Genomic DNA, 13,820 nt, shown 5'->3' with positions numbered 1-13,820 from the left:
TACCGACATGAGCTCTCGTACGCTTCCGCTGATAGGCGTTTCCCTGGTGCTGGGCCTTGGTGCCGCATGGATGGCTGACTCCTGGCTGAGCGCGCGACTCAACGCGACCCCCGATGATCACTTGCGAAGCGTGGTGGTCGCGACGGTGGAAATTCCCTTCGGGCAAATGGTCGAGGCCCAGCAGGTCACGACCGTGCGCATGCCCATGGACACGATCCCGGACGATGCCTTCGATGCCAGCGAACAGGCCGTGGGCAAGATCGCCACGTTCGACATCCTGCGCGGCGACATTGTGCGGGGCGCGCGCCTGAGCGAGCACCTGGGCGGCAGCACCCTGGCTTCGCTGATCGCACCGGACAAACGCGCCATTTCGGTACGCGTGGACGATGTGGTCGGCGTGGGGGGCTTCCTCTTGCCAGGTAACCGGGTCGATGTCTTGGCGACCAAGACCACCAACGCCGGCAGCAACAGCGCCACGTCGCGGACCATCCTGGAAAACCTGCGGGTGCTGGCGGTGGACCAGACGGCGGGCACCGACAAGACCCAGCCAGTGGTGGTGCGGGCCGTGACCCTGGAAATGTCCGCCACCGAAGCCGAAGCGCTGGTCACCGCGCAGACCGAAGGCAAGCTGCAATTGGCCCTGCGCAACCCGTTGAACCTGGAGAAAAAGGCCGTGGCCGTTGCGCCGCCAGCCCCTGCGCCGGTCATCGCCATGGCGGCCGCCCCGTTGCCCAAACCTGTGGTGCAGCGCAGTGCCAAGCCGCAGGGCGGGGCTGTCACGCTGATCCGCGGGGTTGAAAGCAGCGTGATCAATGTCCGCTGAGTGACCCCTCCATGCCAGGCCTTTGCGGGCCGTGGCGATGCCGATCCTCAAACGTTGTAGGTGAGGGCTCGATGATGAATACCAATATCCGGCGCCAGGGAGGGGCGGTGAGTGTACTGATGGTGATCGCGTTGGTAGCGATTTCCATGATGGCGGCCTTGGCCCTCGATGGCGGGCACATGCTGCTGAACAAGACACGCCTGCAAAATGCGGTGGATGCCGCGGCCTTGGGCGGCGCCAAGACCCTGAGCCAGGTGAGTGGCGGCATCAACATGGCCAGCACCACCCGCGCGGCAGCCCTGGATACGCTGAACAGAAATGCCAGCGCCGTGGGCAACACCGAGCTGGCCACCGCGGTTGCCGGCAACCCGGGCGCGTTCGCCGTGGTCGAACTGGCCAGCAGCGTCTATGGCCCGTTTTCCTACCCTGGGCCTAGCGATGCCAAATATGTGCGGGTGTCGGTGGCCAGCTATCAATTGGACGGCTTTTTCTGGAGCTTCGTGCAAACCATGGGCAGCGCCGGGCTCGGCAGCAAGCGCGTGGCGGCGATCGCCACCGCAGGTCCCAGCCCCACCTCGCCGTGTGACCTGGCGCCGTTGATGGTCTGTGGCGAGCCCACTGAGTACAACCCGGCCGCCGGCAACTTCTGGGGGTATCAATTTGGCGATCTGGAAGTCTTGAAGACGGCGGCGGGGAACACCTCGCCCATCGGCCCGGGCAACTTCCAATTGCTGGATTTCGGCTCCGGCGGCAGTGCGGTCCGCGAGGACCTGGCCGGCGGGGGCTCGGTCTGCCGCAGCGTTGGCGACAACGTCCAGACGGCGCCGGGCAATAAAGCCGGCCCGACTTCCCAAGGCTTGAACACCCGTTTCGGTGTCTACAACGGCCCGGTCAGTTCTTCGGACTATCCACCGGACCTGGTCACGTCTTCAGGCAGCCCGGCGATCACCTACAACGATTCGGTCCCCCGGCCGGAATACAAAGGCCAGGCGATCACCTCGAGCAACGGCGATCTCTCGGCGGGCGGCGAGGCGATACAGGACTACAACGACTGGCGGGCCCAGGTCGCCGCCTGTGTGGCCGGGGGCGCCAGCGGCTGTGAAAGCAACGGGGTTTTCGAGCGCCGGATGCTGAAGATCGTGATCGGTGATTGTGCCGGGAAACTGAGCGGCTCGACGTCGATTCCGGTCCTGGGGTTTGGTTGCTATTTCGTCCTGCAGCCGGTGAACGGTGGTGGTTCGGAGTCGATCATCTTCGGCCAGTTCGTCCAGGAGTGCGAGGGCGACAACGTGCCCGGCCCCACGCCATCTTCCGACTCCGGCCCACAAATCATCCAGCTCTACAAAACCTATCTCAACGGCAGCGGCACGCCGAGCACCGACTCGTAGGAGGCGTCATGGGACTTTCTCATTTCAAACCCGCAAGAGCCCAACAAGGCGTGGCGCTGGTGGAGTTCACCCTGGTGCTGCCGTTGCTGCTGTTGCTGCTGCTGGCCTTCGGCGAGTTCGGCCGGATGCTCTACCAGTACAACGTGCTGTTGCAGGCCAGCCGCGATGCCGATCGCTTCGTCGCCAGCCAGGCGTGGAACACCACCCTGGGCGGCATCACGCTGAACAACACGTTGCTGACCCAGACGAAAAACGTGGCGGTGTATGGCGTGCCCAACGCTGCCGGCGACGCCGTGGTGTCCGGGTTGACCACGGCCAACGTGGAGGTCGTCACCGAGGGCATCGATCATGTGCGCGTCACCATCAAGCACACCTTCTCCCCGGTGATCGGCACGGTAATCCCTGGTTTTTTCGGTGCGTCCACCGTCCTGGGCATCGAACTGGTGGCGACCACCGTCATGAGGGCGCTGTGATGAATCGCAAACACATGGGCGGCACCTACATCGTGGAGTTCTCCTTCGTCGGCTTGCTGGTGTTCATCCTGCTGTTCGGCATGGTGGAAATGGGCCGGCTGTATTTCACGGTCAATGCCCTGGATGAAGCGGCGCGCCGAGGCGCGAGGCTGGCGGCGGTGTGCAATGTCAGCGACCCGGTGGTCTTGCGCCGGGCCATCTTCAACGCCGCGACGGACGCTGGCACCAGTCAGTTGATCAGCAACCTGGCGACCTCGAACCTGGCGCTGACCTACCTGGACGTCAATGGCGCCGTGGTGGCGAACCCCTCCAACACATCCGGCACCACCGGCTTTCGTGCCATCCGCTATGTGCGGCTGAGCGTGCAGAACTTCGTGTTCAACCTGTTCATTCCCGGCTTGGGCGTGCCCATTACCTTGCCCACGTTCCGGGCAACCTTGCCACGCGAAAGCCTTGGGCGTCATTCCGATTCCGCGGAGATCACACCATGCTGAACACCAGGGAAAATCCGCTTTCAACCACCACTGGCAGAGCCGGGCTGCGGATACTGATAAGCAGTCGCGATGCCACGGCACTGCGCGACCTGCAATGCGTCTGCCAGCGCATGCCGGGCCTTGAGGTCAGCACGCGCCTGGTCAGCAACGGGCATGTCGACCCGCTCTATGGGTTGGATCGCATGCCCGATCTGTTGCTGCTGCGGGTCAGCCATTTGTGGCGCGAAGAACTCTCGGCGTTGCTGCAACGTCCGGCCCATGAACGGCCGCCGATGCTGGTGTGCGGTCCTTTGGGCGAGCAGGAAGGCATGCGCCTGGCGATGCAGGCCGGTGCCCGGGATGTGTTGCCCGAACCCATCGCCGATACGGAGCTGGTGGCGGCGCTCAATCGCCTGGTGGCGGACGTTCGTCTCGGCAACGGCAACGAAGGGAAGTTGGTCGCGGTGATCAGCGCCAAGGGCGGCTCCGGCGGCACCTTGGTGGCCTGCAACCTGGCCCAGCAGCTCAGCGCCCGGGCAGGCAATACCCTGTTGCTGGACATGGACCTGCAATTTGGCAGCGTGACCCATTACCTGGATGTAGCGCAGTCCCACAGTCACTTGGAAGTGCTGCAGCAGGTCGATGAGATGGACAGCGTCGCGCTGCGGGGCTTTTGCAGCCACTTCAGCCCGACCCTGCACGTATTGGGTGGTCGGGCCGGTGAATTGTGCCTGCCCCAGGACGCCCAGCCTGAACAGCTTGATGCCCTGTTGCAACTGGCCCGCGCCAGTTATGACTGGGTGGTGGTGGACCTGCCGCGGCAGATCGATCACCTCACCGGCTCGGTGCTGGAACAGGTGGACCGGGTGTACGTGGTGGTGCAGCAGAGCGTCAGCCACCTGCGTGATGCCAGCGCCCTGGTGCGGATTCTTCGCGAAGACCTCGGTGTGCGCGGGGACCAGTTGCAGATCGTGATCAACCGCTATGACAAAAACGCCGCCGTCAGCCTCAAGGACATCGGCGAGGCCCTGCGTTGCGCGAACCTGTCGAAATTGCCCAATGACTTCAACCTGGTCAGCCAGAGTCAGAACACTGGCGTGCCGTTGGGGCTGCATGCGCCGAAGGCGGCCATCACCGCCGCCCTGCGCGATTTGACCGAAGACCTGGTCGGTCACCAGATGGACACGAACAAGGGCCTGCTTAAACGCGCCTTCAACCGTTTCTTCGGGGGATGACCCATGATCAGCGACTTTCGTAACCGCTTGCGCAAACAGCCCGCCAAACCTGGCACCTCGGCGGGTGCCCAGCCCGGCGACAGCTTGCCGGACCCGACGGACGCCTTGATGGCCTGGGAACAGGCCATTCCCGACGTGCTCTATGAAACCCGCAGCCAGGTCACGCCGGTGGAGGCCGAGTGGCGGGAGAAGATCTACCAGCAATTGCTCAAGGTCATGGACCTGTCGTTGCTCGATGCCCTCGAACAAGCCGAGGCCGCGCGGCAGATTCGCGATATCTGCCAGCGCCTGCTGGAAGAACATTCCGCGCCGGTGAGTACCGCCAGTCGACAGTTGATCATCAAGCAGATCACCGACGAAGTGCTCGGCCTGGGGCCGCTGGAACCGTTGCTGGCTGACCATAGCGTGTCCGACATCCTGGTCAACGGCTTTGCTTCGGTCTACGTCGAACGCTTCGGCAAGCTGCAACGCACCGACGTGCGTTTTCGCGACGACCAGCATCTGTTGAACATCATCGATCGCATCGTCTCCAGCCTGGGGCGACGCATCGACGAGTCCTCGCCGTTGGTGGACGCTCGGCTCAAGGACGGTTCGCGGGTCAACGCGATCATTCCGCCGCTGGCCATCGACGGTCCGAGCATGTCGATCCGGCGCTTCGCCGTGGACCTGCTCAATACCGACAGCCTGATCCAGGTGGGCACCATGACACCGGCCATTGCCTTGCTGCTCAAGGCCATTGTTCGCGGGCGCTTGAACGTGCTGATTTCCGGTGGGACCGGCAGCGGCAAGACCACCATGCTCAACGTGCTCTCCAGTTTCATCCCCCACAACGAGCGCATCGTCACCATCGAGGATTCGGCCGAGCTGCAACTGCAGCAGCCCCATGTGGTACGCCTGGAAACCCGGCCATCGAACATCGAGGGGCGTGGCGAGGTGAGCCAGCGGGAACTGGTGCGCAACAGCCTGCGCATGCGCCCGGACCGCATTGTCATCGGCGAGGTGCGTGGCGCCGAGGCGATGGACATGCTCACGGCGATGAACACCGGCCACGACGGTTCGCTGACCACCGTTCACGCCAACACCGCACGGGATGCCCTGGGGCGAATCGAGAACATGGTGTCGATGACCGGGGCGACGTTTCCGATCAAGGCCATGCGTCAACAAATTGCCTCGGCCATCGATGTGGTCATCCAGCTGGAGCGTCAAGAAGACGGCAAGCGCCGCGTGGTGAGCATGCAAGAGATCAACGGCATGGAAGGCGAGATCATCACCATGACCGAAATTTTCTCCTTCGCGCGCCAGGGCATCGGTGAACATGGCGAGGTGCTTGGGGAGTATCGGCCCAGTGGCATGATCCCGGCCTTCCGCGATGTGCTGGCCAAGCGCGGCATCGAGTTGCCACTGACCTTGTTTCGCCCTGAGTGGATGGAGGGCCGGACGTCATGAACAATATCCCCAGCGAGTTCATCCTGATGTTCCTGGGCATGGTGTTCATCGCCGTGTTCCTGCTGTCCCAGGGCGTGGTGGTGCCGGTGTTCGGCGAGGCCGGCAGGATGCGCAAGCGTATTCGTGGGCGCCTGCATGTGCTGGAGAAGGCCAACCACTTGCCCAACATGCAGACGGTGTTGCGGCAGAAATACCTGACCCGCCTGTCACCCCTGGAAGCGCGGCTGGAGCAGCTGCCATTCATGGCCAACCTGACGCAACTGATCGAACAGTCCGGCCATGAATATCGGGCTTATCGGGTCATGCTGCTCGGCCTGGTCATGGGGGCGGCGGCCGGGGCCTTGGTGCTGATGGTTTCGCCAGTCTGGTGGATGGCGCTGCTGGCGGCCTTTGCCGTGACCTGGGTGCCGGTGCTGAAAATCCTGCGGGACCGCAACAAGCGTTTCGCCGCGTTCGAGGAAGGTCTGCCGGATGCGCTGGACGCCATGTGCCGGGCCTTGCGCGCCGGGCACCCGTTCAACGAAACCCTGCGTCTGGTCGCCGAGGAGCACAAGGGGCCGGTCGCCCAGGAGTTCGGCATGACCTTTTCCGACATCAACTACGGCAACGACGTGCGCCGGGCCATGCTCGGCCTGCTGGAGCGGATGCCGAGCATGACGGTGATGATGCTGGTGACCTCGATCCTCATTCACCGCGAGACCGGTGGCAACCTGACCGAAGTGCTGGAACGCCTGAGCCGTTTGATCCGCGGGCGTTTCCGGTTCCAGCGCAAGATCAGGACGCTGTCGGCGGAAGGGCGCATGTCGGCCTGGGTGCTGGTGGCGATCCCGTTCGTGCTGGCGATCGCCATCGTGCTCACCAGCCCCAGCTACATGCCGGTGCTGATCAATGACCCCATAGGGCACAAGCTGATCATCGGCGCGTTCTGCGCCATGTTGATCGGGATTTTCTGGATCAGGAAAATCATCCGGATCCAGGTTTAAGCGCTGTTGCGTCGAGAGGTTTCAGCCATGGACTTTCTGCTCGGATTGTTGAGTCGGTTCACCGGTAACGAAGAACTGGCCCGCCTGTTGTTCATCGCCGCGATTGGCCTCAGCACGGTGCTGACCGCCGTTGCGCTCCTGCTGTTGGTGCTGGGCTTGCAGGATCCGGTGCAGCGGCGCCTGGCGCTGATCAAGCGCGGTTACGCCGGCACCGGCGCAGGGCAGGAGGCGCCGGGTAACTTGCAGCTCTTGCTGGAGCGGATCGGCCAGCGCTTTGCCTCGACCGACCAGGCCCACACGTCCGCCACCCAGACTTTGCTGACCCACGCCGGTTACCGGTCTGCCTCGGCGGTGCAGATGTACTGGGCCGTGCGCCTGATGTTGCCGCTGTTGCTGGTGGGCGTTGCGTTGTTGCTGCTGCCGATGGTCAAGGTTTCATTGGCCATTGGTTTGCTGGGGGTGACCCTCATGGCGGGCATTGGCTGGTTGATCCCGGCGATCTACGTCGGCAAACGCAAGCAGGCCCGCCAAGGCCGGCTGCGCGCCGCGTTCCCGGATGCGCTGGACCTGATGGTGGTGTGCGTCGAGTCGGGCCTGGCCCTGCCGACGACGATTGAGCGGGTGGCTGAGGAAATGTCGGTCAGCCAGGTGGAACTGGCCGAGGAACTGGCGTTGGTCAATGCGCAGATCCGGGCGGGTATCACCAGCACCGAGGCGCTCAAGCAACTGGCCGTGCGCACCGGCCTGGAGGATATCCAGGGCCTGGTCAGCCTGCTGGCGCAAAGTATCCGTTTCGGCACCAGCGTGGCCGATACCCTGCGGATCTATGCAGACGAGTTTCGCGACCGGCGTACCCAGGCCGCGGAAGAAATGGGCGCCAAGATTGGCACCAAGCTGATCTTCCCGCTGATCTTCTGCCTGTGGCCGAGCTTCTTCCTGGTCGCCATTGGGCCGGCCATGATCGGGGTGTTCAGGGCTTTCGGGAATATGTAAAGCACCGGGGTTCTTGTGGGAGCGAGCTTGCTCGCGATAGCGGTTCGACAGTCAATGACAGTGTTGAATGTCAGTCCGCCTTCGCGAGCAAGCTCGCTCCCACAGGTGATCTTGGGTGTTCATGAGGCTTGTGTTCACCACAGGATTTTCTGACACCCGCCTGCTGATCATTCCAATCGAAACCCCGCACCTGTGGCGAGGGAGCTTGCTCCCGCTGGGCTGCGCAGCGGCCCCGGTTTTTGGCTGCGGCTCTGCACCATTGTGGGAGCGAGCTTGCTCGCGATAGCGGTGGGTCAGTCAGCGAAGTGTTGAATGTAAGTCGGCCATCGCGAGCAAGCTCGCTCCCACAGGTGACCTTGGGTGTTCATGAGGCTTGTGTTCACCACAGGATTTTCTGACACCCGCCTGCTGATCATTCCAATCGAAACCCCGCACCTGTGGTGAGGGAGCTTGCTCCCGCTGGGCTGCGCAGCGGCCCCGTTTTTTTGCGGCGGCTCTGCACCATTGTGGGAGCGAGCTTGCTCGCGATAGCGGTGGGTCAGTCAGCGAAGTGTTGAATGTAAGTCGGCCATCGCGAGCAAGCTCGCTCCCACAGGTGACCTTGGGTGTTCATGAGGCTTGTGTTCACCACAGGATTTTCTGACACCCGCCTGCTGATCATTCCAATCGAAACCCCGCACCTGTGGTGAGGGAGCTTGCTCCCGCTGGGCTGCGCAGCGGCCCCGTTTTTTTGCGGCGGCTCTGCACCATTGTGGGAGCGAGCTTGCTCGCGATAGCGGTGGGTCAGTCAGCGAAGTGTTGAATGTAAGTCGGCCATCGCGAGCAAGCTCGCTCCCACAGGTGATCTTGGGTGTTCATGAGGCTTGTGTTCACCACAGGATTTTCTGACACCCGCCTGCTGATCATTCCAATCGAAACACCGCACCTGTGGCGAGGGAGCTTGCTCCCGCTGGGCTGCGCAGCGGCCCCGGTTTTTGGCTGCGGCTCTGCACCATTGTGGGAGCGAGCTTGCTCGCGATAGCGGTGGGTCAGTTTGGATTGATGTTGGATGTCAGCCGCCTTCGCGAGCAAGCCCGCTCCCACAGGTTCAGGCCTGTGGTCTGCCGGCCGCTCAAGCTAAAAGACCGCAGCCCTCGGCAGTCCCTGCATCGGATCAAATGCAGGGACTGTCGAAGGCTGCGGTGTTTCGTTTCCAGCGTGTTTCATTTGCCGCTGGTAATTTCTCCTGCCGAGTCCTGGTCAAAGAACTCCGGGATCGGATAGTTGAAGCTGTTGAGCCAACGCTGCATGGCCATCTCGCGTTCGGCGGCCGAGGCGGTTTGCAGGTGGGTGGACGCCGCCACGCCGCGAATCTGCAGTTGCATCCAGCTCTCGGTGCCTTGCTGAGCGGCCGAGGAGGGGCCTGGCTCAATGGCCCAGGCGGCGGTGGACAGGCCCACCATGCACACGATCATCAATTGTTTGGTCATCATTTCTTGAACTCCTCGTAACGCTCTACTTGACCGCGCCGGTTGAAGCATCGACAACTTCGGTCAGACGGTTGGCGGGTGACGTCACTGCCTGAGGGGCCGAACCCCTGATTTTTTCCGCACGGGCCTGGGCATCTGCCACTTGCCGGGGGCTGAGCTTGGCCATGTTGGCGAGCTCGGCAGCCTGCTTCCAGTTGTCCTGGTAAATCAGCAGGGTCACCATGTTGATCGCGGCCAGCGTGTCGGACTGCTGGAGCTCCATGGCGGTCATGAACTCGAAGCGGGCTTCTGAAATGCGCCGCTGGTTGAGGTAGACCACCCCCAGGTCGTTGCGGATCTTGCCCTCGGTCGGGGCCATTTTCGCGGCGCGTTCGAGGTATTGTGTCGCGGCCGCATTGTCCTGTTTGGCCGCCGCCAGCTGACCCAGGCCATGTTCACCGTCAGCGGCCAGGCACGTCCCCTGCAGGCTTTTATACAGCGGTTCGGCCTCGTTGCGGCCCATCAGCCGCAGCACCCGAGCCTTGCGCAGGCGGACCTGGACCAAGTCTTCGGGCAAGCGTTCGAGGTTCGCCAGGCTGGCGTATAGACGGCCCTCGTTGGCCATGTCTTCCGCCATGTTCAGGGCCAGCTCCTGGTCGGCCCCGGGCTTGGCACAATCGGCCGAGCGTGAAGCCACCACACCGTTGCTGGCGCAGCCGGCAAGCATCAAGGCCGCCGTTAAAGCGATCGCTGTTTTCATGGAATACCCCTTGGCGAGCCGTTGGACATCGAACGCCTTGCACATCAGCCGCCGGCTCATTGGGAAAGCCCGCTGCGGTTGTCAAACTCGCCACTTTCAAGGAAGTACATGCGATAGAAGTTCGGGTCGTAATTGCGCAATTGCTCGCCGGGCAAGCTCGGCAGTTGCGCGTTGGCTGCCAAGGGTTGGACCAGGTGCGGGGTGACGATCATCAGCAGTTCGCGTTCTTCGCGGTTGATGGAATTGTCACGAAAGAACGCGCCGAGAATCGGCACGTCGCCCAGCCCTGGAAACTTGTTAACCTGGGAGCTGTTACGGGTGCTGATCAGGCCGCTGATGACAAAACTTTCGCCATCGGCCAGGGCGATGCTGGTATCGGTGCGGCGTACCGTGAGGGCGGGCACCAGTGTCCCGGCGATATTCACGGCGTTGGTGAAGTCCAGCTCACTGACCTCCGGCGCCACCTTCAAGACGATGCGATTCTTGCCAATGACGGTGGGGGTCAGGGTCAGGCGGATGCCGAACTCCTTGTACTCGATGGACACGTTGTCGCTGCCGGCACTGGGCACCGGGATCGGCACTTCGCCGCCGGCCAGGAAACTCGCACTCTGCCCGCTGAGGGCCACCAGGCTGGGCCGCGCCAGTGTGTAGGCGAAACCGCTGCCTTCCAGGGCGTTGATCATCAACAGGGTCTTACCGGTGGCGAACGACAGGTTGAACATGTCGTTATTGACCGGCAATGAAGGCCGGACCACACCGCCGATGGTGGGCAAGGTCCTTGGCGAGCCGAACAGGAAATTGCCGCGGGTGCCGAAAATCGACGTCGAGGCTTCCTTGAGCTTGGTCCGGCTGACTTCCACGAAACGGATGTCGGTCTGTACCTGGGCGAGCAGCATCGGGTCTTCGGAAGGCATGCTCGCAGCGCTCGTCAGCGCCTCAGTGGCCCGGCCCCTGACAAAGACCATGCTCTGGCGCGGTATTTTCGAACAGTCGGTCCAGACCATCAGGCTGGTGGCGCCGGGCGCCAGGCCCGTGAGAATGAAGGCATCGCTGCCACTGGGTTGCACATCGGCGATTTTCGGATCGCCGACAGCCAGTTTCGTCACGGGGGCGAGGATGCGCAGTTCGCTCTGGAGCCCTTGGCCAACCTCGAAGGTCGCCGGCAAGCTGTCCAGTTGTGAACAGTTCGACGCTGCGGCCTGCGCCGCCTCCAGGCCAAGACTCATCCAGAACAGGCCGTGAATGAAATGTTTTAAAACGGGTGCGGTGCGCTGGGTCATGAAGTGATCCTCGATGGAGAGGCCTTCCCTAGGCTTGCCTGATGCCTCGGATCACTTAAGAGGCCCGGGCTGCCCCTTTTCATCTCGCCAGATTGTTCATGAGTACCGGCTTCAGGCCTCATCGCTACCAGCGAACGGGCGCATTACACCGGCCCGACTGAACGACAGGCAGCTTGCGAACAACCTTTTTGGGGCCCGGGATCTCCGGGATTGTCGAGGGCAGTGACGGTATCGATCAGGGCGTTTGAGGCACTTTTTACCGACCCCGTCCTCGCTTGTGTTTGACGGTAGTTCAAGCATGGCAAAGCGCCACGCCTCGGGACAAAAAAATGACTAAAAGCTGACGGGCGGGAAAGTCAGACAAAATTCGCGTCAATAATCTGTCTTTTCTTGCGGTTTTCGGTTGACGGGAGAGTCCTTGCGGTTTGGGTGAGTCGGACAATGGTGTGCCTCTTTTGAATGGGCGAAGAAACCTGCCCCATGCGAGAAAGATCTTTCCCGTGGTGGATTCAAGAGAACATGTTGGTTTATCTGGAGAGCAGGACGCAGTGCCGATCGAGGTTCTCGACGGTAAGGATCTTAGGGCTGACCCAGGTATAGGCCTGCGAACCGCTATCAGGCCGCAGGCTACGGTGGGTGTCAGTCCACGTGATAATGAACCGACAACATTCCTTTCTTCTGTGAAAGCGAGGCGATGGTGACCGCTCCCAATTCCTGCAGCCGCCGTATATGGGTGCCGCCGCAGCCGTAGGCGGTCAGCTCACCGAAGCCGACTTCCCGGGTGCCTTGGCGAAGTGCGACCAGACGAGGCAGGTCCTCGGCGATCCAGGCATCGATGCCCTGCTGGATGATCGATGTATCCAGCTCCTTGGCATGTTCGCCAGGCTGGAACTGCACGCGGCTTTCGCCGGGCCAGTGATGGGCCTTGATCGGTTTCCAGCCACGGCTTTCGGCGAAATGGCCGATCAGGTGTCCGGCCGAGTGCAGGCGTGAGTTCAGCAACCGCCGTTGCTCATCCACGCGGATCGTGGCCATGCCCGGGGCCACTGGGCGATCGACGTAATGAATGATCTGTTGCCCGTCCTGAACGACGCGCAGCACTTGGGCGTCGTCGATCCATCCGGTGTCGCAGGGCTGGCCGCCGCCTTGGGGATGGAACAGGGTGGCGCGCAGCACCACGGCAAATTCATTTTCCTGTGGGCTCCAGTCCAGGACTTCCGCGTTGGCCTTGAGGTCATCGCTATGGAAAAAAAGGCGAAGCGTCATATTCCATTCCTTATCAGAATTTTCCTGTCGCGATTATAAAGTAGGCTGAATTTGGTGATAATCCGTTCGAATCCCAAAGGACTGTTGCGCCATGAGCACAAATCTACCGTTGCCGTTGCTTGCCGAAATGGCCATCTTCGTCAAGGTCGTGGAGACCGGCAGTTTTTCCGAAGCGGCCCGTCAATCCGGCTCATCGCCGTCGGCCATCAGCCGCAGCATTTCCCGCCTGGAGAAAGCCCTGGCGACCCGATTGTTGCAGCGCACCACCCGCAAGTTGCGCTTGAGCGATGGCGGGGAAGAGGTGTTCAAGCGCTGCCAGGAAATGGTCGCCGCCGCTCGGTCGGTGATGGAAATCAGCGGCCAGTTCACCCAGGAAGCGCAAGGGCGTATCCGCGTCAGTGTGCCCAAGGCGGTGGGGCGTTTCGTGATTCATCCGCACATGCCTGAATTCTTGCGCCGTTATCCCAAGGTCGATGTGGAGCTGTTCCTGGAAGATCGACAGGTCGACTTGATCGATGATCATGTCGACCTGGCCATCCGGATTACCGATCAACCGCCGGCCGGGCTGGTGGGGCGCCAATTGCTGACCATTGACCACTTGCTCTGCGCCACGCCGCAATACCTGGCGGAACACGGCGTTCCCACGCACCCCCACGACTTGCTGGAGCACAGCTGCGTTTACCTGGGGGAAACCCCGAACGATGCGCGCTGGAAATTCAAGAAAGGCAGCAAGGCCGTCACCGTAGCCGTGCGCGGACGCTATGCGGCCAATCACACGGGCGTGCGGTTGGGGGCGGTTCTGCAGCACATCGGCATCGGTAGCCTGCCGTATTTTACCGCCCGACATGCCTTGGAACAGGGGTTGATCGTGCAGGTGCTGGCTGACTGGACGTTCCTGGCTTCCTACCACGGTGGCTTGTGGTTGCTGCATTCGCCGACCCGCTACCTGCCGCCGAAGCTGCGGGTGTTCATTGATTATCTGGTGGAGTGCCTGGCGAAGGAGCCGACCTTGAACAAAGTGGGCACAGGGAGTCGGTCCGGCAAGGTCGCTGCGCACTATGAGTTGCCGGAAAGTGATGGGTTGTTCTGACGGGCGCTATCGCGAGCAAGCTCGCTCCCACAGGGGAGCTGTGGCGCACATGAATTCCTATGATCAACCGCAACCAGTGTGGGAGCGAGCTTGCTCGCGATGAGGCCCGTCCAGGCAACACACTTTGCCCAGACAAAAAAGGCCCGCAGGGTTAACCGTGCG

13 protein-coding genes are annotated in these 13,820 nt (G+C 62.2%); 9 read left to right on the top strand and 4 right to left on the bottom strand.

The annotated features are described in order from the left end of the window. The first annotated feature begins 7 nt into the window (after window positions 1-7). The 8 genes from cpaB (at window position 8) to J3P85_RS21150 (ending at window position 7,814) form a co-directional block, all read left to right on the top strand. Entirely contained in the window at window positions 8-823 is an 816-nt protein-coding gene (gene cpaB / locus J3P85_RS21185; RefSeq protein ID WP_434703360.1) for a Flp pilus assembly protein CpaB, read from the top strand. A 71-nt stretch (window positions 824-894) separates the two neighbouring features. Then, window positions 895-2,211 (top strand): TadE/TadG family type IV pilus assembly protein, encoded by a 1,317-nt coding sequence (locus J3P85_RS21180; protein ID WP_434703358.1) that lies wholly within the window; start codon window positions 895-897, stop codon window positions 2,209-2,211. A gap of 8 nt (window positions 2,212-2,219) precedes the next feature. Next, window positions 2,220-2,684, top strand: a complete 465-nt coding sequence (locus J3P85_RS21175; RefSeq protein ID WP_434703357.1) for a TadE/TadG family type IV pilus assembly protein — start codon at window positions 2,220-2,222, stop codon at window positions 2,682-2,684. Next, window positions 2,684-3,178 carry a TadE family protein gene (locus tag J3P85_RS21170; protein ID WP_434703355.1) on the top strand — a complete coding sequence of 165 codons (495 nt, stop codon included), beginning with the start codon at window positions 2,684-2,686 and terminating at the stop codon, window positions 3,176-3,178. Before J3P85_RS21175 ends, J3P85_RS21170 begins: the two co-directional genes overlap by 1 nt. Then, window positions 3,172-4,392 carry an AAA family ATPase gene (locus J3P85_RS21165; protein ID WP_434703353.1) on the top strand — a complete coding sequence of 407 codons (1,221 nt, stop codon included), beginning with the start codon at window positions 3,172-3,174 and terminating at the stop codon, window positions 4,390-4,392. Before J3P85_RS21170 ends, J3P85_RS21165 begins: the two co-directional genes overlap by 7 nt. 3 nt (window positions 4,393-4,395) lie before the next feature. Then, a complete protein-coding gene (locus J3P85_RS21160; protein ID WP_186707166.1) occupies window positions 4,396-5,838 on the top strand; it encodes a CpaF family protein in 1,443 nt (480 codons plus the stop codon). Then, the gene (locus J3P85_RS21155) at window positions 5,835-6,821 is read left to right on the top strand and encodes a type II secretion system F family protein (RefSeq protein WP_434703351.1); all 987 of its coding nucleotides are present in this window, start codon (window positions 5,835-5,837) and stop codon (window positions 6,819-6,821) included. The genes J3P85_RS21160 and J3P85_RS21155 overlap by 4 nt, the downstream gene beginning before the upstream one ends. Window positions 6,822-6,848: 27 nt before the next feature. Further along, on the top strand, window positions 6,849-7,814 hold the full coding sequence (locus tag J3P85_RS21150) for a type II secretion system F family protein (protein ID WP_186707168.1): 966 nt from the start codon (window positions 6,849-6,851) through the stop codon (window positions 7,812-7,814). Between the two features lie 1,202 nt (window positions 7,815-9,016). On the opposite strand, the gene J3P85_RS21145 is transcribed toward J3P85_RS21150, so the two are convergent. The 4 genes from J3P85_RS21145 to J3P85_RS21130 all read right to left on the bottom strand — a co-directional run bounded on the left by J3P85_RS21145 (window position 9,017) and on the right by J3P85_RS21130 (window position 12,568). Beyond that, window positions 9,017-9,286, bottom strand: a complete 270-nt coding sequence (locus tag J3P85_RS21145) for a DUF3613 domain-containing protein (protein WP_186707169.1) — start codon at window positions 9,284-9,286, stop codon at window positions 9,017-9,019. Between the two features lie 22 nt (window positions 9,287-9,308). Then, window positions 9,309-10,022, bottom strand: a complete 714-nt coding sequence (locus J3P85_RS21140) for a tetratricopeptide repeat protein (protein WP_434703349.1) — start codon at window positions 10,020-10,022, stop codon at window positions 9,309-9,311. Window positions 10,023-10,078: 56 nt separating this feature from the next. After that, window positions 10,079-11,302: a type II and III secretion system protein family protein gene (locus J3P85_RS21135; RefSeq protein WP_434703348.1), complete on the bottom strand. Its 1,224-nt coding sequence runs from the start codon at window positions 11,300-11,302 to the stop codon at window positions 10,079-10,081. A gap of 639 nt (window positions 11,303-11,941) precedes the next feature. Then, window positions 11,942-12,568, bottom strand: coding sequence for an alanyl-tRNA editing protein (locus J3P85_RS21130; protein WP_434703346.1), 627 nt, complete (start codon window positions 12,566-12,568; stop codon window positions 11,942-11,944). A 91-nt stretch (window positions 12,569-12,659) separates the two neighbouring features. Between J3P85_RS21130 and J3P85_RS21125 the strand changes: the two genes are divergently transcribed. Then, window positions 12,660-13,658 carry a LysR substrate-binding domain-containing protein gene (locus J3P85_RS21125; protein ID WP_434703344.1) on the top strand — a complete coding sequence of 333 codons (999 nt, stop codon included), beginning with the start codon at window positions 12,660-12,662 and terminating at the stop codon, window positions 13,656-13,658. The last annotated feature ends 162 nt before the right edge of the window (window positions 13,659-13,820 follow it).

The organism is Pseudomonas sp. Z1-12, from assembly GCF_051132015.1.
Lineage (GTDB): Bacteria > Pseudomonadota > Gammaproteobacteria > Pseudomonadales > Pseudomonadaceae > Aquipseudomonas > Aquipseudomonas zanjanensis.
Note: the sequence above shows the minus strand (reverse complement) of the source record. Positions and strands in the feature narration are given on the sequence as shown.

What these genes read in the sequence shown, in the direction of transcription:
- cpaB (WP_434703360.1), top strand. Translation starts at nt 8, where the DNA reads ATGAGCTCTCGTACGCTTCCGCTGATAGGCGTTTCCCTGGTGCTGGGC.
- J3P85_RS21180 (WP_434703358.1), top strand. Translation starts at nt 895, where the DNA reads ATGATGAATACCAATATCCGGCGCCAGGGAGGGGCGGTGAGTGTACTG.
- J3P85_RS21175 (WP_434703357.1), top strand. Translation starts at nt 2,220, where the DNA reads ATGGGACTTTCTCATTTCAAACCCGCAAGAGCCCAACAAGGCGTGGCG.
- J3P85_RS21170 (WP_434703355.1), top strand. Translation starts at nt 2,684, where the DNA reads ATGAATCGCAAACACATGGGCGGCACCTACATCGTGGAGTTCTCCTTC.
- J3P85_RS21165 (WP_434703353.1), top strand. Translation starts at nt 3,172, where the DNA reads ATGCTGAACACCAGGGAAAATCCGCTTTCAACCACCACTGGCAGAGCC.
- J3P85_RS21160 (WP_186707166.1), top strand. Translation starts at nt 4,396, where the DNA reads ATGATCAGCGACTTTCGTAACCGCTTGCGCAAACAGCCCGCCAAACCT.
- J3P85_RS21155 (WP_434703351.1), top strand. Translation starts at nt 5,835, where the DNA reads ATGAACAATATCCCCAGCGAGTTCATCCTGATGTTCCTGGGCATGGTG.
- J3P85_RS21150 (WP_186707168.1), top strand. Translation starts at nt 6,849, where the DNA reads ATGGACTTTCTGCTCGGATTGTTGAGTCGGTTCACCGGTAACGAAGAA.
- J3P85_RS21145 (WP_186707169.1), bottom strand. Translation starts at nt 9,286, where the DNA reads ATGATGACCAAACAATTGATGATCGTGTGCATGGTGGGCCTGTCCACC.
- J3P85_RS21140 (WP_434703349.1), bottom strand. Translation starts at nt 10,022, where the DNA reads ATGAAAACAGCGATCGCTTTAACGGCGGCCTTGATGCTTGCCGGCTGC.
- J3P85_RS21135 (WP_434703348.1), bottom strand. Translation starts at nt 11,302, where the DNA reads ATGACCCAGCGCACCGCACCCGTTTTAAAACATTTCATTCACGGCCTG.
- J3P85_RS21130 (WP_434703346.1), bottom strand. Translation starts at nt 12,568, where the DNA reads ATGACGCTTCGCCTTTTTTTCCATAGCGATGACCTCAAGGCCAACGCG.
- J3P85_RS21125 (WP_434703344.1), top strand. Translation starts at nt 12,660, where the DNA reads ATGAGCACAAATCTACCGTTGCCGTTGCTTGCCGAAATGGCCATCTTC.